Origin of the sequence: Paenibacillus farraposensis (assembly GCF_020736845.1) — a bacterium.
GTDB classification, from domain to species: Bacteria; Bacillota; Bacilli; order Paenibacillales; family Paenibacillaceae; genus Paenibacillus; species Paenibacillus farraposensis.
Window position 1 is genome coordinate 42,661 of sequence record NZ_JAFFQR010000105.1, and the last position, 21,466, is coordinate 64,126.

A 21,466-nucleotide genomic window follows, 5' to 3' on the forward strand; every position below is an offset into this window, starting at 1 on the left:
CAGCGAAGCATCTTTGCTTGCTCAATTCTCCTACTATGGAAAATTCATCTTGATGGCGGGCAGCAGCGAGGGGGAATTGAAGCTGGAGAAGTGGAGCGTTCGCCTTTGCCATGGGATTCTAACCTTTGAATGTTTGATACCATTAAGAGAATCCCATGGCAACAGCGATCGTAAGCTCAAATCCTACACGCAGCGTCTCACCCTCCGCACCCATAACCAATGATTTTGCCTTATCACAACTCCTCCATACATTGCCTTCGATATTCGCTATACGATATGATATACTATATTCCTGAGTGATAGACAAATATGATAGAAAAAGGCTTGCTGTTTGCAGCAAGATCAAGATCATAAAGTCTGGTTGTTGTCGACATTCGTCCCGTTTCTTCTTGGTTTTACATTTTGAGAGGAGGATGTTATTTGAAGTTGCGTGCAGTTCCTATCGTTGTTGCAGCAGTTTTGACTGCATCGCTGTTGTTTGGGGGATGGTTCATTTACCGTCAGGTTACAATGCAATCTCCTCTGGAAAAATTGGTATCTCAATATCCCGGCGTGACAAGCGCTCAAATAGATATTAAGCCTGAACAGGTTGTGCTGAAACTGGATCTCAAGCCACAGGCGGATGTGGCCGGATTGGTTAATACGGTTAAGCAACAAGGACAATCTATTATCGGCAGCCGCACGATTAAGCTGGACATTGCTGACCATTCCAATTCAGCCCTGAATCAGTGGTGGTCTGAGGCCATGTTTCCGGTAGCGGAAGCAATGGAAAACAAAAAATATACCCAAATTTCGTCTACTGTGAAGCAGATGAAAAAGACAAAGACGAGTATCAAGGCTGAAACCGATATGGATTCGAACAATGTCTATATCCGGCTCAGCGAAGGAAATGCGACAAAGTTTATCGTTTTGCCGCGTCAATCGCAGCAAATGGGGGTATGGCCTAATGCCTAGATGGATCAAGGAAGCACTGATTGGCATTGTACCGGTAACCGTCATATTTCTCATCTATGTCGGGGTGAACATTATTCCTCTGTTGATCGCAGGCGTGGTGATCGGCGGCTTGGTGATGCTTATGCAAGCGCGCGGCGGCTTGGCTGTCGGTGCCGGGCAAGAGCGTAAACGTAAAAAAAATGGACCGGACAAGCTGACTTTTGAAGAAATCGGCGGACAAGAAAGCGCCAAGCAGGAGCTGCGCGAGGCCATGGACTTTTTGAATCGGCATGATGAAATTTCAAAATTTGGCATCCGTCCGATAAAGGGCATTTTGCTTACAGGCCCTCCGGGAACCGGAAAAACGCTGATGGCGAAGGCAGCCGCGCATTATACCAATTCTGTATTTGTCGGCGCCTCAGGCAGTGAGTTTGTTGAAATGTATGTTGGTGTGGGTGCAGGCCGCGTCCGTGAGCTATTCCGCGAGGCGCGCACCCGTGCCGCCAAGGAAAAGAAGGAAAATGCGATTATTTTTATTGATGAGATTGATGTGATCGGCGGTAAGCGCGAGGGCGGACAGCAGCGTGAATATGATCAGACCCTGAATCAGCTGCTGACAGAAATGGACGGCATCTATTCAACGGATACACCGCGTATTTTGCTCATTGCGGCTACCAACCGCAAAGAAATGCTGGATAGTGCCTTGACGCGTCCCGGGCGCTTTGACCGTCATATTCAAGTGGATTTGCCCGATAAGAAGGGACGACTGCATATTCTTGGAATTCATGCTAAAAATAAACCGATTCAGGAAGATGCGAGTCTGGACAAGATCGCTGAGGAATCCTATGGCTTTTCCGGCGCTCAGCTGGAAAGCGTCATGAACGAAGCGGCAATCTATGCGATGAGAGAGGGACAGGACATGATTGCGCAGAAGCATTTGTCGCTGGCCATCGATAAGGTGATGATGGGCGAGAAAACGGACCGTGAATCGACGCTGGAAGAGAAAAAGCGTGTAGCCATTCACGAATTGGGACATGCTATTATGGCCGAAATTGTCCGTCCCGGCAGCGTGAACCAGGTTGCGCTCAGCCCTCGCGGAAAGGCGCTCGGCTATGTGCGGCACAATCCCCAGCAAGAGCATTATCTGTACACCAAGCAGTTTCTGGAGGAGCAGATTATGATCTCCCTCGCTGGTGCTGTAGCGGAAGAAATGTACTATGGCGGCCGCAGTACAGGCTCAAGTAACGATTTTGAGCAGGCGCTGAACATCGTTCATACAATGATGACCTCCGGTTTGACCTCACTTGGCATTATTAATATGGACATGGTAACAAAAGAAGAGCTTATGCGTGAAAACAGCCAGATTATGGATGACCTGCATACCCGAACTTTGGAGCTGCTTGAGAAGCATCGCCCGGTGTTCGACAATTCTCTTGACATCCTGATGAGAGAGGAAACACTTTCCGGAGACCAATTTAGGTGTCAATTTAGTGAAAATGCTCTTTTACCAGCATAATTTTTTATGCTGGTTATTTTTTTTTACTTTTTGTCTGTGCTAAGATATTATTATCTATTGGGACATCAAAATGTATTTTTCGACAAAGAAAGATACAATATATGAGGGTGACCAAGAAAGGGTGGAGTAAAGAACGATGCAATTTAAAAAAATCGGCGTCATCGGCGGCGGCACCATGGGACAAGGTATTTCTGAAATGCTAGCGTCCAAAGGAATTGATGTGCTGCTGGTAGAGCAGACACCAGAGAAACTAGACTACGCCTATAATATGATTGAAACGAGTCTGGACAAACAACTGGAAAAGTGGGCAATCACACAAGCGGAGAAAAAATTGATTTTATCCCGTATTCAAAAAGTATCCCATATGGCGGAGCTTGGCAGTTGTGATATGGTTATTGAGACCATTACAGAAGACCTGGAACAAAAAAAATCTGTTTTCCAAGAACTGGACCATGTGTGTCCGAGCAACATTATTCTTGCAAGTAACACATCTACGCTAAGCCTAACCGAGCTCGCTAGCTCAACCAAGTATCCAGAGCGTGTTATTGGCATTCACTTTGTTTATCCGGTATCCCGCATTGATCTCGTGGAAATTATTCGTGGTTTGAAAACTTCTAACGAAACGTTTGAAAGTACAAAAATGTTTGTTGAAGAAGTAGTAGAGAAAAAAGGGGTTATGATTTATGAATCCCCGGGCTTCGTAACAAGCCGTATCATTTGCTTGTTGATCAATGAAGCTGCACACGTGCTGCAAGAGGGTGTAGCTTCCGCTGAAGATATCGATGATGCGATGCGAATTGGCTACAGCTTTCAGAACGGTCCTTTGGAAATGGCTGACCGCTTTGGTCTGGATTCCGTTTTGGCCGCTCTGGAGCGCATGTTCCGCGAATTCGGCGAATTGAAATATCGTCCGTCCATCGTCCTGAAGAAAATGGTGCGTGCAGGTAATCTGGGCTTAAAATCGGGCGAAGGCTTCTTCAAGTACGATAAGGATGGTGACCGGATATGAAGATTCTCGTAATCAACGCAGGCAGTTCTTCCCTGAAATACCAACTGTATGATATGACAGATGAGTCCGTTTTGGCGAAAGGTCTGGTCGAGCGTATCGGTATGGACTCCTCCATCCTTACGCACAAGCCAACGGGCAAAGAAGAATATACTGAGGTAAGCGAAATTCTGGAGCATACCACAGCTATTCGTAAAGTGTTGAATGCCCTTACAGATGCGGAACATGGTGTAATTTCCAGCATTAGTGAAATTGAGGCTGTGGGTCACCGCGTCGTTCATGGAGGCGAAATCTTTAAGCAGTCAGCGCTTATAACGCCTGAAGCGAAAAGTGAAATCCGCCGTCTGTTCGACCTTGCGCCACTGCATAACCCGCCTTCCATGATGGGGATTAAAGCCGCAGAAGCGAATATGCCGAATGTGCCGCAGACTGTAATATTTGATACCTCGTTCCATCAAACGATGCCAGAGAAAGCTTATATGTACGCCATTCCACGGGTGTTGTACAATAAGTACAAGGTACGTCGTTACGGTGCTCATGGTACTTCCCATGATTTTGTTAGTAAGGAAGCTGCCAAATTCCTGGGTCGTCCACTGGAAGATTTGAAGACCATTACTTGCCATATCGGTAATGGCGGTAGTATAACTGCAGTTAAAGGCGGTGTGTCCGTAGATACTTCTATGGGCATGACTCCACTGGAAGGCCTTATGATGGGTACACGCAGTGGTGATTTGGACCCTGCAATCGTGCCTTATGTTATGAACAAAGAAGAATTGACAGTCAATGAGGTCAACTCGATGCTGAACAAGCACAGTGGACTGCTGGCGATTTCTGGCATCAGCAGTGATATGCGTGAAATCGAAGCAGGTATGGAAAAAGGCGAAGCTAATTCTACATTGGCATTCGAAATGTATGAATACCGTCTGCGTAAATACATTGGCTCGTATGCTGCCGCCATGAACGGGGTAGATGTGATTGTATTTACAGCAGGTGTAGGTGAGAACTCGTCCGTGCTGCGTAAGAGAGTGTTGGAGCAACTGACTTTCCTGGGTATCGAGCTTGATGATTCACTGAACGCTATTCGTTCTGGTGAGCCTCGCCGGATTACAACGGCAAATTCCAAGGTCGAAGTACTAGTGATTCCAACGAATGAAGAACTGGTTATTGCCCGTGACACGTTCCGTTTGGTACAATAGTTTAACCGGAAAAAATTAAACTTTATGCATACGGCCATATTTTAGTATGTATGCATCAACCAGTGAGAACAAACAGCCTGACCTTAGGGAAGGGCTGTTTGATTTTCGGTTAAGAGGAGAGACAGTTATGACGATTAAAAGTACGATTGCCCAAGTAGGCCGCCATGTAGGGGAAACGGTTACAATCGGCGCTTGGGTAAACAATAAGCGATCTAGCGGCAAAATCCAGTTCCTGCAGCTGCGCGATGGCAGCGGGTATATCCAAGGCGTTATCGTGAAGAGCGAAGTGTCTGAGGATATTTGGAATGACGCCAAATCCCTGACTCAAGAAAGTTCTCTGTATGTTACCGGAGTTGTACGTGAAGAACCGCGCAGCCAGTCGGGCTTTGAATTAACGGTCACAGGCATTGAAATTATTCATTTGACCGAAAACTACCCTATTACTCCAAAGGAGCACGGTATTGATTTCCTGATGGACCACCGTCACTTATGGTTGCGTTCCTCTAAGCAGCGTGCGATTCTGGTTATACGGGCAGAGATTATTCGTGCTGTACAAGAATTTTTTAACAGCAACGGCTTTACGAAGGTGGACCCGCCGATTTTGACTCCGTCTTCCGCTGAAGGCACAACCGAGTTGTTCCACATCAAATATTTTGACGAAGATGCGTATTTGACCCAAAGTGGACAATTGTATATGGAAGCGGCAGCGATGGCTCTTGGCAAGGTCTACTCCTTTGGCCCGACGTTCCGTGCAGAAAAATCCAAAACACGCCGTCACCTGATTGAGTTCTGGATGATTGAGCCGGAAATGGCTTTTGTGGATCATGAGGAATCTTTGCGTATTCAGGAGCAGTTTGTAAGCCATATCGTACAGTCTGTTCTGAAAAACTGTGCGAAGGAGCTTGAAACGATTGGACGCGATGTTTCGAAGCTGGAGCAAATTCAAGGCGAATTCCCGCGCGTCACGTATGATGAGGCCATTGCATTCCTGCAAGGTGAAGGCTTTGATATCCCTTGGGGGGAAGACTTTGGTGCTCCTCATGAAACGGCTATTGCCGAAAAATACAACAAGCCTGTATTCATTACACATTGGCCGGCTCACATTAAGGCCTTTTATATGAAGCCTGATCCGGCTCGCCCAGAGGTTGTTCTGTGCGCTGATATGATCGCTCCCGAAGGCTACGGCGAAATTATCGGGGGTTCCCAGCGGATTGATGATCCTGCCTTGATGGAAGAGCGTTTTAACGAGCATAATCTGCCGCGTGAAGCTTACCAATGGTATATGGACCTGCGCACGTATGGCAGCGTTCCACATTCCGGCTTTGGACTGGGACTGGAGCGTACAGTAGCATGGATTTGTGGACTTGATCATGTGCGTGAAACGATTCCATTCCCACGTATGCTGTATCGTCTGTACCCGTAACCCATGAACGGATCATTCGACAAGACATCTGCGGCTGGGTGGGCAGAGGGAGCAGCCTTTGCTATGGAAGCCGGAATGGTCCAGATTCCCTATGCCTTGCTCAAGCATTATCGGACGCTTCGGCTGACCGACGGTGAAATGCTGCTGCTTATGCAATTGCTTGCTTTCAAGCAAGCGGAGCGCAATGAATTTCCGACATGGGAGCAATTACAGGCTCGTCTGGGATGCACGGCGAACGAGATCGGGCTTTATTTCAGCAAGCTTATGAAAGAAGGCTTTCTGCGGATTGATTCTGTGGAAGACCGCAGCTCATCCGTACAATTTGAACGCTACAACTTGGCGGGACTGTATCATAAACTGGCGGAATGTATGATTGCCGAGCGTACGGAGGCGGGCGATGAAGACGAATTTTTGTTCGCCGGGAAACCGGAGATTCCGAATGGAATCATGGAACCTCCACATGCCGAAGAACGAAATTTGTTCACGATTTTTGAAAAAGAGTTTGGCCGGCCGCTGTCACCGATGGAATACGAGACGATCAACAGTTGGATGGATCAGGACCGCTATCCTGAAGAGCTGATTTTGCTGGCTTTGAAGGAAGCGGTGTTTGCAGGAAAAGTACACTTCCGCTATATTGACCGCATATTGCTGGAGTGGAGTCGAAATCGTGTCCGCAATGCGCAGGATGCAAAAGAATACGCCCAGCGATTCCGCGGTGGCGGACGCAGCTAATGCATGGGTCTCCCGCCTTTTGAGCAGTAGACTTGTGTACTGGGCTTTGATGATAGGGGCTGTCCCGTAAGTAGTTTTCTATGAAGGGGACACCTAAACTTCTGAAAAGGGTACAAAATGAAAGCAAAACAGCGATTACTCCGTCACTTTGGATTCGCTGTTTTGCTTTTTTTGTTTATTGCTGTTTGACACTTCACAGCCTATTGTTAAATATTTTTTCGAAATATTGCAGGGGGAGGACATTCCCTGACGTCTATAGTATTGGGAAGGGGGAGAGCGTCATTGAAATAGAGAGAATCATTGATCGAATTCGGTCCGGTGACCGGCATGCGTTCCGTGAGATCGTAGAACTGTACAGCAGGCATGTATTTCATATAACCTATTCGGTATTGCATGACAGCAAAGAAGCGGAAGATGCCGCGCAGGAAGCGTTCGTTCAGGTATATAAGTCTCTCCCCCAGTACCGTAACGAAGGCTTTAAAACATGGCTGAGTCGAATTGCGCTCCATAAAGCGCTGGATATTAAGCGCAAACAGGACAGGCGACCCTCAGAGCTCGTAGACGTTGCACAAGCGCTCGTACAGTTCCCTTCCCAGGAAGAGGATGTGCTGTCGCGTCTGATCCGTGAGGAACGCAATGTAGAAATATCGGAAAGAATCGCCCGGCTGCCTGAGCAGCATCGGGATATTATTCGAGCCTATTATATGCAGGGCAAGACCTATGATCAAATTGCAGAAGAGACGCAGGTAGCTTTAAAAACGGTAGAATCCAGACTTTACCGCGCGCGGCAATGGATACGAAATCACTGGAAGGAGGAGGAATGGCAATGACTTGCCACCAGGATAAACCGTGGATGCAAGGGCAGTCGAATGATTGGCATGCTTATATTACTGGAACTTGCACGTTAGAAGAGTCAGGCCGGCTGGAAAAACTTCTGCTGAAAGACGAACAGGCGCTGGATGCATATCTGGCTGCACTGGAGCAATTAGAGCCGACATTACAAGATTATTCTGTCCGGATAAATACGGAGCGCTTCACAGATCAGGTTATGGCCGCTCTTCCTGATATCGAAGCAGAACCATGTCCAGTCATGTTCAAAAAACGCCGCTGGTTTGAGAAGCCTGTGTTTCACTATGTTATTGCGGCGAGCTTAACATTGATCCTGCTGTCCAGTGGAGCTTTTGATAAAATTATGCTGCAAAACAACGGGAAGCCGATTCCTCCGAAAGAACGCGTCTCATACAGTGATGAGGTCATGAGAGCTACGACATCCTGGCTCGACAAATTGAAACCTTAAAATCAGACTTAGCTAAAACCCAAAGATTGGAAAGGAAGTGTGGTTGTGCCTTATACGGAACCAAGCAGACTGCTGGCATTTTTGCTGAACATTATTCCCGGTGTAGGACACTATTACTGGAAGCGTAAAGCCAGTGCGTTTGTATACACGATTTTGTTTTTTGGATGTCTGGCGGGAGGATTTGTTTTTGCGGTAGTAGTGAGCAACGAAGGGCCTTTTTTGGCAAGTATTTTTGTGGCCTTTCCGATCTGGGGATTGAGTATGCTGCATATCTTAATCAGTTTATTGCGTAATAAAGCTCATGCAGTTGCTCCATATCCTCTACATGCAGGTCCGAACCCATATGGCTTCCATGCTCAAGGTGCGCCTTATGGAAGTGAAGGATTGGCGGGAGAAGCGCCGGAAGGCATGACGAATGCAAATACAGATGTACCGGGAGCAGGAGTAGGCTATGGTACAAGTTATAACCCTTATGAGCAAGGCCTCTACGGCATGGCAGGCTCGCCTGCTTATCGAAAAGGATCGGACAATGAACGTTTCTTCACGATTTTGCTGTCGTTCATTCCCGGCTTGGGACACCTTCACCTGGGATTGATGCAGCGTGGCTTGTCTTTTCTGATGTCCTTCTTCGGCTTTGGAGTGATTCTTGTCTTTATTACCAGTGTTACAAACGAATCTGGATTTATGGCGTTTGCGGGCGTGCTGCCGATTATTTGGCTATATTGTATGTTTGATGCGGTACAGCTTGTACACCGCAAGCAGGCGGGAGAAGTACTGCATGACCGGACTTTGTTTGAGGAACTGGAGCATGGAAGAGTCGAGGGGCGGCGCAGCAAAATGCTGGCAACCATTTTATCGGTATTTCCCGGCGCCGGACATATGTATCTTGGTCTGCAAAAGCGGGGACTTCAGCTCATGCTGCTGTTTTTAGGAGGAATCTATGTACTGGACGTACTGCATCTTTCACTCTTTTTATTCCTGATTCCAGTCGTCTGGTTTTACAGCTTTTTCGATGCATTGCAGCAAGTAAGCCGCTATGGTCAGGAACCACTGATCGACAAACCTGTGATCGGCATGTTTGCACAATACCATCGCTGGGTAGGGCTGGGATTGCTGGCGCTGGGCGCTTATTATATTCTGATCAACGTACTTGTTCCCACACTGGATCGTCTGTTCCCGGAGGGGCAAATATACACGATCGTTGACACGTATTTACGAACGATTATTGTTTCCTTCTTGTTAATTGGCGGTGGTATTTGGATGATGATCGGTAATTCCAAATCTAAACGGGGAAAGGGGAAACAATAGAATGGATACTGAAATTTCAAAGAGTGAGGCTCCCATGAAGGGAGTCCATCATTCTTATAGCGACGGGACAGGTTCTATTGGCTTTTCTGATCCCTCATCCAATAAGAAGGGCTCCCACAAGACGTCAAATGCTTCAGCAGGAGTATGGAAGGTCGGAAGGCTATCAATGGGACTTTTTCTCGTCCTGTTAGGGGGTGTAACGTTTGCCTCCAAGTTTTGGGGAGCCGGCATCCTGGAGCAGGTTTTAACCTGGTGGCCTGTCGTTTTTGTTTTACTGGGATTGGAAATTCTGATGTATACAGCGTGGAAAGGGACACGTGAGCGCATTCGTTATGATTTGTTCAGTATGTTCATTACGGCCGTATTGTTTTTTTTCTGTATCGGATTTGCTTTGGTCAGTTCACTGGGGCTTACTTCGCAAGTGAAGGAAATGATGGGCTCAGTGCAGGAAACAAGGCTTCTCCCTGATTGGCATGAGAAAATGCCTGCTGGCGTGACCAAGGTCATCGTACAGGGAGAAAATCCGTATGCGGTCAAAATTGACACAACGACCTCACCGGAGGTGCATGTGTTCGGAAGTTATGTATACACAGGCAACGAGAACGAATTCAAAGGACAAGAGCTATACCAGACGAAGCAAATTGGAGATACGTTATATGTGCTGCTCAGCCAAATTCCGACACGTTTTATGCAGGATCGACAGCAGCTTGACGTTACGATTGCGGTTCCCAAGGGAATTGCGGTTACTGTACGCGATAGCCAAGGGAATATCATCGGAGAATAGAGGCAGCTTTCTGGGAGCTTCTGGCTCCAGCTTTACATTCTGCATCATTCACGCGATACTTTAAAGGAGAAGTCCTTGTGATTCATTCAGTGTATGGGATTTCAGGCAGAGCTACGACCAAGTGAATTGAATGCAACATGAATGTAGCCTGGAAAGAGAGGAAAACTATGATACCATTGAATCCTGATACGCTTACAGAGCGCGAAAATTATAAACTGTTAAGCGGAAGCATTATCCCTAGGCCGATAGCCTTTGTAACGACATTGAGCAGTAAAGGAGTACTGAATGGAGCCCCGTTCAGTTATTTTTCCATCGTAGCCTCCGAGCCGCCGCTTCTGTCCGTATCCGTACAACGTGTGGACGGAGTGTCCAAAGATACAGCGCGCAATGCGATGGAGCAAAAAGCTTTTGTCGTACATATCACAGATGAGGACAATGTAGGCGCAGTGAATGTGACAGCTTCCCGACTGTCGCCAGACGAGAGTGAAATTAAGCTGGCAGGACTGACGCCGATCCCAAGTACAAAAATTGCGGTTCCGGGTGTGAGCGAAGCGAAAATACGGATGGAATGTGTTCTGGAGCGGGCAATACCGCTGGGAGGCACCGAAAGCGAACCAGCCTGTGATCTGCTGATCGGGCGTGTGGTACAGTATCACTTATCCGAGGAAGCGTATCAGAACACATATATAATTGCCAAGAATCTACGGCCGGTGAGTCGGTTGGCCGGGAATGACTATGCAAAGCTGGGAGAACAGTTCAGGCTGGAGCGTCCCCAATAGGGCATTGTTATTTTACAGCATAAAGTGTCTAGTGAATACTCTATCCCGCATAAATAGTTAGATAAGCTTATAAGAATAAAAAGGCAGTCTGGGGCTTTATTTTCAAGCCCATGGCTGCCTTTTTGATTACAGAAAAGCTACTCGCGTAATTCTTTCAACTCATAATTGCAAGTAGTTATATGAGGAAGGATCAGCCCAAGCGAGGGATCGGGAGCGTAGTTTAAGATCATGTACGGTGAGCCGTTTCACAAGTGATGGTACACAAGATAGGAAAGAAATTGTACTTGATAGTAGCTATTAGCGCTTTCCGTTACTCCAAAGGATTAGCTTTAAGGATTAGTTGTCACTAGCGAAGTTTGAGTTAAAAATCCCTCGGCTCCAGGATCGATAATATAGTTTTTTACAATGACGTAAAGGACCAAATAACATACTGATTCCGACCAATAGTCGGTAACGTGATCTGGTGTTATTCAATAGATCGTAACCTCCTGTTTTTTCTTCTTGACAAGATGCTATTCTCCCCGGGGTCAGCGCTCTTGTCAACTAAATGCAGAGGCTTAGGCTTCCAATGTCTTCAAAAAAGCAGATATATGATCTTTAATGTAATGCATATGCCGATTGTCAGCTTCCAGTTTGCTCAACATAATCCCGCCTTCAAGCGCGGCCATAAGAAAAGAGGCTGCGCCATCTTGATCGATGCTTGATTTGAATTCCCCATTCGTTATGCCCTCATGCAAGATGTTCTTGATAAATGATATAAAGTCGCGCATGCGATTCTGGGTTTTCTCGCGCAGCAATGGATGCCCATCATCGTACTCAATGGCCGCGTTCATCACGGGGCAGCCTCCCACAAATGGAGGAGAGGCAACCACGTTGCTGTACACTTCAAACATACTGATCAGTTTTTCCATAGCAGATTGCCGAGAACTGACAGCTGCTACAAATTGCTCGAATACAGTATCGGCGGCATATTCAAAGGCTTCCATCGCAATTTCATCCTTATTGACGAAATGTTTATAGATGCCCCCTTTCTGAATTCCCGTAGCATTTATGATTTCGTTGAGAGAGACACCAGCATATCCTTGAAGGTTAAAAAGCTCGGCTGATTTGCAAATGATGTGTCTTCGGGTTTGCTCACCTTTTTTCATATCCTTCACCTCCAGTTTGCATCATTCACTGAAATGGGAGTGATGTTTCGCTGCTTCGATAATCGGAATCAATTTCGTATCGTTTTTTTTCTGAAGTTGGTAAGTAAAATGCTCGATCATTTTTTGATTAATCCCAAGGCGCGGATAGTCTTCGATGATCTGCTGGACAAGATCCTTTGGAAAAAGATCGACCCGAAAACCTGCATCAACCATAACCCCTAAATGTACCAGAGCAATCTCAGGTTGGTTTTTTTCTGCTTCGACGGTGGCGTGCAGTTCGACTGCTTTTTGCACGATTTCCGCTTTTTCGATTGGATAACCGTGTTGAACCAAGAAATGGCAAGCCGCCTCTCCGCCCTCGATTTCAAAAGTACGCTCTCTGTCTGCAAATGGTTCGGTCAAGCCCAAGTCATGCATGATGGCACCGAGATATAGCAATTCCATGTCAATGTTCAGATCATTCTTCTGAGCGATCATATATCCAAAAGCATATGTTCTCATCAAATGATTGAATAGTGTTTGGGTTGAAAGTTCTCGCACATAATGAGTGGCATCAACCGACAGCTTGCTTTCTGGAACAATAAACAGTGAAGTCATGTATTACTCTCCTTTGTGTTAGAAAATGTGTGCTTCTATGCTAACATAAAAAGATACCGTTCGGTATCTTTTTATGTTAGCATAGTTCTATTTCGTTTTCAATAGTTGAGTTGCGTCGTCTATTATATCGCTGGCTTCCACAAATGCTTGCTTACGGAATCTAAGATATCGTAGACCGCGGGCTTCATGTTATTTGGATGATTAAAAATGACAACCAGCGGTACCTCCTTGAAGGAATTGTATTTGGCGTCTCCTCGACTGGAAGGAAAGAACTCCGACATCCTTCGTTCCATCCGGACTGAATTGGTTCCGGGCATTCCTGTTCTCGTTGTATTCATTCGGCATCGTACGAAGAAGAATGAATGGCTCGCGATTCTCTCAACCGACCTGAGCTTAACAGTAGAGGAAGTCATTCGTATCTACTCCATGCGTTGGGACATAGAAGTCTTCTTTAAGTGCGCTAAATCCTTGTTACGCTTGCAAAAGGAGTTTCAAGGTTTGAACAATCTGACAGCACAGCAAGCCTAGCGGATAAGGGTGTATCCAGATGGAGAGCGGTTTACTGTCAAGAAATTTTGGAATATCGCATCCAGCATGTGCGCGATCACCTAGCCGAGATTAAGCGGGTGAAGGAGGCGTATCGGCAGAGTCGCTAAAAGATTTGGTAGGAAGCTTACAAGAAACTCCGTTTCGGAATACATCAGGGGGCGGAGATTAACCCATGCTGTTTATGACTTATTTTACCCCAACCTCAGAAATGTAGAGATCGCAATCAAATATCAATTTGCTTCTCAAGAGTCTGTTACTCGTGCATTTCAGCAAATGTTTTCTATCACCCCGGGGCAATTCCGCAAGCAAACTGATATGAATGACACGTTGTTCAGGGCAATGGAGAAGAAGGCATTGGATGAAGTTAGACTACGGGCAATTACTCAGCGGGGTAGCTCTTGACCCCGTTATCATCATAGAGGGAAGACCTCAATTGGTTGGCATGAGATGCGAGACTTCATTCTCACGCAATCAGAAGGCTTTGGGATTCCTTTAGACAACGCATATCAGAAATCGATAGAAAGCGTGAACCTGAGTCTATATATTATGCTCTCATTGAACTTACGGAAGATAAATGGGAAGTCTCTTATACCACCAGTTAAAATGTTTGAGGAAAAAGTAAAACCGGATGCTGTTTCAATAAACGAGCATTCGTTGGGCGGGTAATGCAGAAGTATTATATTTGTATTGCAGTCATCAAACATCTATCTGGTCTTACTGTTACATGCTATGCGGTGAGCCTTATCATAAGCCGCAACTTACTGAAATAGCAAGGTAACAGATAAACCAAGCATTAATATTGCATTTACCGCCATGATTGGTTTATGCTTGGCACGAACAAGATGGGCATGAATAGCGCCTAGCATTAGAACAATAAATAGAGCGGCTGCGTAGTCCTTGTTCCCCGGAACCCAGATCGTTGTTATCATGATCAAGACACCTATCAATTCTCCAGCGGCGACAACAAACATTGCCCACATGGGGTAATTGTATTGGTTCCAGTGACGAACCATTGAAGGAGTCTGAAAAAACTTTAACGAAGCGGATACGGAAAACATAACGATTAATATGAATTGAAATAGGATGACCCAAGTTTGTTCCATCTGACGTTCGCTCCTTTGTTTTACCCAGTTATATGTCTGCTTCCAAAGATAGTCTAAATGAAGTAAACCATTGGTGTATGTAGTCTAGAATACAAAGTGAAAAGGAAGAGGTATTTGGAAACTATTAAATATTTATCCAGAATTGATTTGTTTAGTGGACTTAGCGAAGAGGAGTTAAGGCGCCTGGACGTTGCAACACCGATTTGTACACATGAAAAGGGAGCCGTAGTTGCATCTCCTCATTTGGAGGCAAAGGTATTGTACCTTGTGAAATCAGGAAAGGTTCGTATTTATAAATTGACAGAAGAGGGGAAGGAACTGACACTTGATATTCTAAGAACAGGGCATGTTTTTGGAGAAATGACATCCTTTAAAACCAGGTCTCATATGTACGCCGTGACGATGGAAGAATCCATCATTTGCGAGATAGACCGGCAACAATTCCGCGAGATCATCAGTAAAAAATCAGAACTTGCTTTAAAATATATTGATATCGTAACAGCAAGGTTATCAGAGGTCGAGGAAATGCTCGAGTATATGGCTTATGGAAGCGTGCGAAAGCGGCTTCTGTTTTTGCTGAATAAGCTTTTGGGTAAATTCGGGTCGAATCACTTAGTTGATTCGGAGTGGGTACAATTGGAGATTGCTATCACGCATCAGGAACTAGCAAGTATGACGGGGAGTCTAAGAGAGACCGTAACTTCAATATTAAATCAGTTGGTTTCAGAAGGTTTAGTACGTAAAGAGGGTATAAGAAGAAATTATTGGATTCACCAAAGACGTTTACAAGATGCGCTTTCTACATGTAGCTAAAAAACAGAAATTATCTTCAATCGTCCAAAGATTTTTTCGTCAGGTGAATTTTTTATGAAAAACCTGCTTCCAGAAGTAGAAGATAAGCAAGGACTTATGCCAGCATTGGTTTTTAGGACATCATTTCAAAGAACGGACTTCAAAGAAAGTGATATTTCTGCTGGAAAAAGAAGTAATTCATACGTATGTACCGTATTTACTTTTACCTTATGGAAAATCTATTCAAGTAATTGAACCAATAAGTTTGAAGCAAAAACTTGTTGAAGTTCTATATAAGTTAATTAATGATTATCAAGTTTGAAAACTTTACTGACGGAAGATGTCAGTAAAGTTTTTTTATAATAGGGTATATCATTAATCAATTCCGCCAGCTTCGGTAACCATTGGATGACCGTGAATGACCGCCCCTGGCGTTGACCACAACGTCAGTACCAAAGTCACGTACAATTAACGGTACCAGGCCGGGGTGAATTTCTGCGGAGGGTACAGGCATGCTGGCCTTCAGCGTCGGCTCCGGGGGGATCAGCTCATCTCGGATTGCCATGTTTTCCTCCCGCGGCATCGTCACCGAGCCGTAAGGAGAAGGGAAGAGCACGAGGTCGGCGCCAGCCAGCCGCATAAGCTGACCGAGCAGTACGGACGCCGAGATACCATAATGCGGCGACGGATAAACAGCACCCGCCAATGAAGGGGGGGCTGCAACCGGGACGAAGACGGCAGGATCGCTGCCAAGCTCATGCAGCGCATCGTAGCCGCAGGCCAGCACATTGAACAGCAGTGCGTTCGCACCTGCATCGATGGCTTTGAGGGCCTGCGCCTTGAGCTGCGAGGTCGGTCCAGTTAAATTCGCTGCATACAGCAGCTTTTGCCGGTTTCACGCTCAGCCGACTCGGCGGCTTTAATACAGGCTTCGACACGTTTTTCAATCGGTGTCAGTGCATTTTCGAACAAAATTCCGTCGTCCTTGATCAGATCAACGCCACCGAGAGCCTGGCGGGTAAATTGCCCGCTCAGCTCGTCCAGATTCAAACCGAACACCGATTTGAAAATGCTCATGAGCAGAGGACGGTCATACACGCCGAGACGCTCGCGCAAGCCACCAATGCCAAATTTCGGTCCGGAAATGCAGAACGGAATGCTTCCGAGAAGCCCAGCTTCGTCAGCTTGATTCGGCCCCATCATGAACTTCCACAGATTGAACCCGTGCCCAGATGCTTTTTGCATCCCGTCCCGCCTGGCTTGTGGAAGCTCGGTCCAGCTGCCTACCGTCATGCCGATGGCAATAGATTGGGCCTTTTTATAAAATCGGCTTTGTCATCGTATACCCGGTAGTCGCCAAGCAATAGCTCACTCAATGCCCTCCTTTAGTACAGCTCCCATCTCACGGGATCGTTCGGTACAACGCTGCACCGCTGCAATCACGGTTTCATAGAAATCGCCTTTGTCCAGTGTCTCCAATGCGGCTATCGTCGAGCCATTAGGCGACATGATTTTGTGGCGCAGGGCAGAGGGTTCCTCTCCGGTCTGCTGTACCATACGTGCCGCCCCAAGCGCGGTTTGGACTGTCAGCTCGTGCGCTTGCTCAGGGGTCAAGCCACCACGAATCCCACCCGCAATCATGGCTTCCATCAAGTAGTAAATATAGGCAGGGCCGCTTCCGGAGATTCCGGTCAAAATATCCATTTTCTCTTCTTCGATAACAGTCACCGTACCTACAGACTCGAACATGGTGAGCACATTCTTACGCTGGACTTCGCTGATTTCCTTGGAAAAGCTGATGCCTGTTGCTCCCAGCCCAATCGAGCTGGAGGTGTTCGGCATCGTCCGTGCGATGGGCTGATTGCGGCCAAGCAGCGTTTGTATGGTACGAATGGACAGTCCGGCGATTAACGAAATGATCAGCTGATCATCTGACAGGAGCGGACCGAGCTGTCCAAGTGCTCCAGCAGCATCCTTGGGCTTCATGGCAAGTACGATAACCGGAGAACGGCGCAGCAGCTCGGTTTTCGCGGCTTCCTCTGTTTGGAACAACACCCCGTATTGCTGCTGGAGCTCTTCAAGGCGCGCCTGATTACTGCGGTTGATGACGGTAATACCGCCACGTTGGACGACGGAACGAGCCGTCATCCCGCGAATGATAGCCTCTGCCATTGAGCCTGCTCCGAAAAACGTAATTTGCTCGTTAATTAAAGCCTTCGTTTGTGATTCACACATGGTTTCTTAACCTCCAAGGATACGGTTTATTTATAATATTATTTCCTGATTTGCCCGGCCCCGTACACGCGATATTTGGTTGAAGTCAGCGCAGGCAGGCCCATAGGACCGCGGGCATGTAATTTTTGCGTGCTAATCCCGATTTCAGCGCCAAACCCGAATTCAAAACCATCGGTAAAGCGGGTAGAGGCATTGTGATAGACAGCTGCCGCATCCACTTCCTGAAGGAAACGCTCGGCATGGGCTTGGTCCTCGGTGACAATACACTCCGAATGCATCGTACCGTAACGGGCGATATGCTCAAGTGCCTGGTCCAGATGGTCTACCACCTTGACGTTCATAATGTAATCATTATACTCGGTACCGAAATCCTCTTCTGTGGCTGGAACAGCCCAAGGAACCAGTACACGTGTCTGTGCACAGCCGCGCAGTTCGACCCCGGCCTCACGAAAGCGCTCAGCCAGGCTCGGCAGGTGTGTTTGCGCATAATCGGCGTGAACAAGCAGCGTTTCCATAGAGTTGCATACAGAGGGTCTTTGCACTTTGGCGTTCAGTGTAATGGCCTGAGCCATCTGTGGATCCGCGGTTGCGTCCAAAAAGGTGTGGCACACGCCAGCCCCGGTTTCAATGACAGGTACGGTTGCGTTTTGAACCACATTTTGAATCAGCGAGCGTCCCCCGCGTGGGATGATTACATCCAGCAGACCGTTCAAGGTGAGCATTTCGTTGACGGAGGCACGGTCTGAATCCTCAATCAGTTGAATCGCCTCGCGCGGTACCGCCGTTGTGTCCAGCGCCTGCTGGAGCACCTCAATGATTTTACGGTTGGAGGAGAGGGCCGCCGAGCCACCGCGCAGCACAACCGGATTGCCTGTTTTCAAACACAGGCCCGCCGCATCCACCGTTACATTCGGACGCGCTTCATAAATGATGCCGATGACACCCAGCGGCACACGTATCTTCTCAATCCGCAGGCCGTTTGGACGTTCGATATGCTCCAGTGTGTCGCCGACCGGATCAGGCAGCTCCGCAATTTGACGCAAGCCTTCAGCAATAGCCTCGATCCGGTCTTCCGTCAGCTTGAGGCGGTCGAGCAGCGATTCCGATGTCCCCAGTTCACGGCCTCGCTCTAGATCATCACGATTGGCTGCAATTAGCTCTTCCGTATGGCTAACCAGTGCCTCAGCCATAGCGAGCAATGCTTCATTTTTTTGTGCTGTAGTCAGCCGATTCATGGCTCTGGCACTTTTTTTGGCAAGCGCTGCCTTGGTCCGTACTTCACTGAATTGATTTTCCTCTGTTGTCGCTGTGTTTGTCGTTAATTCACTCATTTTACGGCCTCCCTACATGCATAATGTAATCCATTCATCCCTGTGAATTACCTCAAGCCGGTGAATGGGGCCAATTTTGCCCACAACCTCGCCGCTGGGTAATCCTTGTACCATTCGCAGCTGTTCATCGTCATAATTGACGATGCCGCGTCCCAACACCTTATTTTCCGGTCCCAGTACCTCAACGACATCCCCGGCATGAAAGCTGCCCTCCACACGCCGGACGCCAACCGGAAGCAGACTGTGTCCACCGTTAACCAACGCCTCTTCGGCCCCTTGGTCTACATGCACCGCCCCCAGGGGGGTGGACATAAATCCAAGCCATTGCTTTTTCATCGGCAGGGAAGAGAGGTGGGTGTCAAAATAAGTTCCCGGTCCATGCCCTTCGACGGCTGCGTCCAGATCGCCGTTTGCGCTGACACGTCCGACATACACAGGCACACCGCCGCGCGTAGCAACTTTGGCAGCTTCGATCTTGGATCGCATGCCGCCGGTTCCTACCGCTGACCCGGAGCCTCCGGCGAGTGCATAAATCTCTTCCGTAATTTCGTCAATGTGCTCAAAACGGACAGCATTTGGATGCTTGCGCGGGTCTGCCGTATATACGCCATCGGTATCCGTAATGATGATCAAATGCTGGGCTTTGACCAGATTGGCGACCAGTGCAGACAGCATATCGTTATCGCCGAATTTCAATTCGTCAATCGATACGGTGTCATTTTCGTTAAAAATCGGAATGATCTGCTGGCGCAGCAGCTCTTCGACGGTCATTCCGGCATTGTTCATCCGTTTGCGGCTTAAAAAGTCACTACGGGTCAGCAGAATCTGCGCACTCACCAGGCCAAAATCTTTAAAAGCCTGCTGATAGGCCTGCATGAGAAGAGCTTGGCCTACGGCCGCTGCCGCCTGCTTTTCATGCAGCAGCTTGGGGCGAAACGGGTACCCGATTTCCCGGAACCCGGCGGCTACTGCGCCTGATGTGACCAGCAGCACTTCATGGCCTTTTGCACGCAGCAAGCTGATTTCCCGGGCAAAAAAGGCGATTGCCTCCCGGTTCAAGCCACCTTCCACTCCAGTCAGGGAACTGCTTCCGATTTTAATGACGATACGTGTTGACAAGACGTCCACTTCCTTAATCTGTGCTCTTTTTGTAATACAAAAAAAACTTCCATCCTTTGTATGCAAAGGACGAAAGTTTAGCTTCCGCGGTACCACCTTCATTGATGATTCATGATCATCCAACTTTAAACCTGTTAACGGTAGGGACCGCCTGATTGCGCAGGGCGCTCGGGGATAGGAATTGGGAGAGAATCCAGGTAAATTCTTGCAGCCTATCGGAATTTACTCTCTGAACAGGACGGGCCTCTCTTAATAGTCCCTTCAATGCGCTAAATGATATTGGTTACAGAATACCACGAAAGAGTCGAGTTTGGCAAAGAAGTTGTAGCTGGAAAATACGGCTTAACGGAACAGATTCAGCCTGCCGATCCGTTCAGCTGCTTCAAACAGCCTGGCTTCCGAGCTTAGCAGCCCCGCCCGCACATATCCTTCGCCTTCGCTGCCGAAGCCGATCCCCGGAGCGACAGCTACCTTGGCCTCACGCAGCAGCAAATCGGCAAAGGCGGCTGAAGTATAGCCGGGCGGCACAGGCAGCCAGCTAAAGAAGGAGCCCTTCGGGGGACTCGCCTTCCACCGATATGCTCAAGCGTATCATAAAAAGCGTTGCGGCGCGACTCATAGCGAGCCACCAGCTCGTCTACGCAATCCTGTGGGGACGTCAAAGCTGCCGCCGCTGCCGACTGAATGCCGCCGAACAAGCTGACATAAATATAATCCTGCAACAGGTTAATCATAGAAATAATTTCGGCATTGCCAAGCGCAAAGCCGACGCGCCAGCCTGCCATATTATAGGTTTTGGACAGGGTATAGAACTCAATGCCCACGTCCTTGGCCCCCTCGGCCTGCAGGAAGCTGACCGGACGTTCGCCGTCGAAGCCGATTGCACCATAGGCAAAATCGCTGGCAACCACAATACCGTTGCGCTGTGCGAATTCGACCGTTTCCTGATAGAAGGAAAGCGGGGCCGTTGCCGAGGTCGGATTGTTCGGATAGTTAAGGAATATCAGCTTGGCACGGCGGCGGTCCTCTTCAGAGATGGCTTCGTAATCGGGTAGAAAACGGTTGTCTTCCTTCAATGGGAGAAAAGACATCTCCGCTTTAGCCAAGGCGACACCTGACCAGTAATCTGGATAGCCGGGGTCAGGCACAAGGCATACATCGCCAGGATTGAGCAGGATTTGCGGCAATTGCACCAAACCTGTTTTTCCGCCAAACAAAAATGGCGACCTCGGTTTCCGGGTCAAGCGTCACCCCATAATCCGAGCGATAGCGCTGGATTACAGCTTCCTTGAGAAAGGCGTAGCCGCGAAACGGCGAATACTTATGATATAGCGGATTGTTCGCTGATTCCTGCAAAGCTTTTACAATATGAGGTGGGGTGGGTGTATCCGGATTTCCTTGCCTGAGATTAATGACATCATGCCCTGCCGCAATTTCACGGTTTACTTGTTGTACAAGTGTGGCAAAAAATGGTGTAGGCAGCTGTTTCATCACGTCAGCAGTGGGAATGGAAAAATGACTCATGCATTCACACGACCTTTTGGAATCGTTAATTTAAGCTGTCTATGTAGCTTTTCAAGTTATGCTTATACCGTTTTGAGGATAAATTTATCATGAT

At 47.7% G+C, this 21,466-nt stretch carries 19 protein-coding genes and 4 pseudogenes; 15 read left to right on the forward strand and 8 right to left on the reverse strand.

Going from position 1 to position 21,466, the window contains the following annotated elements:
* Nucleotides 1-420: 420 nt before the first annotated feature.
* From JO375_RS16590 to JO375_RS16640, 11 genes are all read left to right on the forward strand, one after another.
* Nucleotides 421-954 (forward strand): hypothetical protein, encoded by a 534-nt coding sequence (locus JO375_RS16590; RefSeq protein ID WP_229525512.1) that lies wholly within the window; start codon nucleotides 421-423, stop codon nucleotides 952-954.
* Nucleotides 947-2,449, forward strand: coding sequence for an AAA family ATPase (locus JO375_RS16595; protein ID WP_229525513.1), 1,503 nt, complete (start codon nucleotides 947-949; stop codon nucleotides 2,447-2,449). Before JO375_RS16590 ends, JO375_RS16595 begins: the two co-directional genes overlap by 8 nt.
* Before the next feature lie 136 nt (nucleotides 2,450-2,585).
* On the forward strand, nucleotides 2,586-3,458 hold the full coding sequence (locus tag JO375_RS16600; protein WP_229525514.1) for a 3-hydroxyacyl-CoA dehydrogenase family protein: 873 nt from the start codon (nucleotides 2,586-2,588) through the stop codon (nucleotides 3,456-3,458).
* Nucleotides 3,455-4,651 carry an acetate/propionate family kinase gene (locus tag JO375_RS16605; protein WP_229525515.1) on the forward strand — a complete coding sequence of 399 codons (1,197 nt, stop codon included), beginning with the start codon at nucleotides 3,455-3,457 and terminating at the stop codon, nucleotides 4,649-4,651. Before JO375_RS16600 ends, JO375_RS16605 begins: the two co-directional genes overlap by 4 nt.
* 127 nt (nucleotides 4,652-4,778) lie before the next feature.
* The gene (gene asnS / locus JO375_RS16610; RefSeq protein WP_229525516.1) at nucleotides 4,779-6,074 is read left to right on the forward strand and encodes an asparagine--tRNA ligase; all 1,296 of its coding nucleotides are present in this window, start codon (nucleotides 4,779-4,781) and stop codon (nucleotides 6,072-6,074) included.
* Nucleotides 6,075-6,077: 3 nt separating this feature from the next.
* Nucleotides 6,078-6,806: a DnaD domain-containing protein gene (locus tag JO375_RS16615; protein ID WP_322098748.1), complete on the forward strand. Its 729-nt coding sequence runs from the start codon at nucleotides 6,078-6,080 to the stop codon at nucleotides 6,804-6,806.
* 341 nt (nucleotides 6,807-7,147) lie between these two features.
* Nucleotides 7,148-7,636 carry an RNA polymerase sigma factor gene (locus tag JO375_RS16620; protein ID WP_267497752.1) on the forward strand — a complete coding sequence of 163 codons (489 nt, stop codon included), beginning with the start codon at nucleotides 7,148-7,150 and terminating at the stop codon, nucleotides 7,634-7,636.
* Complete coding sequence (locus tag JO375_RS16625; protein WP_229525518.1) at nucleotides 7,633-8,103, forward strand: hypothetical protein; 471 nt, start codon at nucleotides 7,633-7,635, stop codon at nucleotides 8,101-8,103. Before JO375_RS16620 ends, JO375_RS16625 begins: the two co-directional genes overlap by 4 nt.
* A gap of 45 nt (nucleotides 8,104-8,148) precedes the next feature.
* Nucleotides 8,149-9,411, forward strand: a complete 1,263-nt coding sequence (locus JO375_RS16630; protein ID WP_229525519.1) for a multi-tm2 domain protein — start codon at nucleotides 8,149-8,151, stop codon at nucleotides 9,409-9,411.
* A gap of 1 nt (nucleotide 9,412) precedes the next feature.
* The gene (locus JO375_RS16635) at nucleotides 9,413-10,195 is read left to right on the forward strand and encodes a hypothetical protein (protein WP_229525520.1); all 783 of its coding nucleotides are present in this window, start codon (nucleotides 9,413-9,415) and stop codon (nucleotides 10,193-10,195) included.
* Nucleotides 10,196-10,362: 167 nt separating this feature from the next.
* On the forward strand, nucleotides 10,363-10,974 hold the full coding sequence (locus tag JO375_RS16640; RefSeq protein ID WP_229525521.1) for a flavin reductase family protein: 612 nt from the start codon (nucleotides 10,363-10,365) through the stop codon (nucleotides 10,972-10,974).
* Between the two features lie 557 nt (nucleotides 10,975-11,531).
* Here JO375_RS16640 and JO375_RS16645 read toward each other — a convergent pair.
* Both JO375_RS16645 and JO375_RS16650 read right to left on the reverse strand, forming a co-directional pair.
* Complete coding sequence (locus tag JO375_RS16645) at nucleotides 11,532-12,122, reverse strand: TetR/AcrR family transcriptional regulator (protein WP_229525522.1); 591 nt, start codon at nucleotides 12,120-12,122, stop codon at nucleotides 11,532-11,534.
* Between the two features lie 21 nt (nucleotides 12,123-12,143).
* Nucleotides 12,144-12,719: an HD domain-containing protein gene (locus JO375_RS16650; protein ID WP_108532995.1), complete on the reverse strand. Its 576-nt coding sequence runs from the start codon at nucleotides 12,717-12,719 to the stop codon at nucleotides 12,144-12,146.
* A 324-nt stretch (nucleotides 12,720-13,043) separates the two neighbouring features.
* On the opposite strand from JO375_RS16650, the pseudogene JO375_RS16655 reads away from it, so the two are divergent.
* Together JO375_RS16655 and JO375_RS25100 are read left to right on the forward strand one after the other, a co-directional pair.
* Nucleotides 13,044-13,214, forward strand: a pseudogene (locus tag JO375_RS16655) (transposase); the annotation flags it as partial.
* Nucleotides 13,215-13,418: 204 nt separating this feature from the next.
* Nucleotides 13,419-13,670 (forward strand): helix-turn-helix domain-containing protein, encoded by a 252-nt coding sequence (locus JO375_RS25100; RefSeq protein ID WP_377532126.1) that lies wholly within the window; start codon nucleotides 13,419-13,421, stop codon nucleotides 13,668-13,670.
* A gap of 356 nt (nucleotides 13,671-14,026) precedes the next feature.
* On the opposite strand, the gene JO375_RS16660 is transcribed toward JO375_RS25100, so the two are convergent.
* Nucleotides 14,027-14,371 carry a DoxX family protein gene (locus tag JO375_RS16660; RefSeq protein ID WP_229525523.1) on the reverse strand — a complete coding sequence of 115 codons (345 nt, stop codon included), beginning with the start codon at nucleotides 14,369-14,371 and terminating at the stop codon, nucleotides 14,027-14,029.
* A gap of 114 nt (nucleotides 14,372-14,485) precedes the next feature.
* Between JO375_RS16660 and JO375_RS16665 the strand changes: the two genes are divergently transcribed.
* Nucleotides 14,486-15,184 (forward strand): Crp/Fnr family transcriptional regulator, encoded by a 699-nt coding sequence (locus JO375_RS16665; RefSeq protein WP_229525524.1) that lies wholly within the window; start codon nucleotides 14,486-14,488, stop codon nucleotides 15,182-15,184.
* A pseudogene (locus JO375_RS16670) lies at nucleotides 15,185-15,485 on the forward strand (DNA-binding transcriptional regulator); the annotation flags it as partial. It abuts the gene before it with no gap.
* A gap of 62 nt (nucleotides 15,486-15,547) precedes the next feature.
* On the opposite strand, the pseudogene JO375_RS16675 reads toward JO375_RS16670, so the two are convergent.
* The 5 genes and pseudogenes from JO375_RS16675 to JO375_RS16695 all read right to left on the reverse strand — a co-directional run.
* A pseudogene (locus tag JO375_RS16675) lies at nucleotides 15,548-16,535 on the reverse strand (RuBisCO large subunit C-terminal-like domain-containing protein); the annotation flags it as partial.
* On the reverse strand, nucleotides 16,532-17,398 hold the full coding sequence (gene proC, locus JO375_RS16680) for a pyrroline-5-carboxylate reductase (protein ID WP_229525525.1): 867 nt from the start codon (nucleotides 17,396-17,398) through the stop codon (nucleotides 16,532-16,534). The pseudogene JO375_RS16675 and the gene proC, both read right to left, overlap by 4 nt.
* A gap of 38 nt (nucleotides 17,399-17,436) precedes the next feature.
* Nucleotides 17,437-18,729 carry a glutamate-5-semialdehyde dehydrogenase gene (locus JO375_RS16685; protein WP_229525526.1) on the reverse strand — a complete coding sequence of 431 codons (1,293 nt, stop codon included), beginning with the start codon at nucleotides 18,727-18,729 and terminating at the stop codon, nucleotides 17,437-17,439.
* A gap of 12 nt (nucleotides 18,730-18,741) precedes the next feature.
* Nucleotides 18,742-19,848, reverse strand: a complete 1,107-nt coding sequence (gene proB / locus JO375_RS16690; protein WP_229525527.1) for a glutamate 5-kinase — start codon at nucleotides 19,846-19,848, stop codon at nucleotides 18,742-18,744.
* Between the two features lie 342 nt (nucleotides 19,849-20,190).
* Nucleotides 20,191-21,372: pseudogene (locus tag JO375_RS16695) on the reverse strand (aminotransferase class I/II-fold pyridoxal phosphate-dependent enzyme).
* Nucleotides 21,373-21,466: the final 94 nt, after the last annotated feature.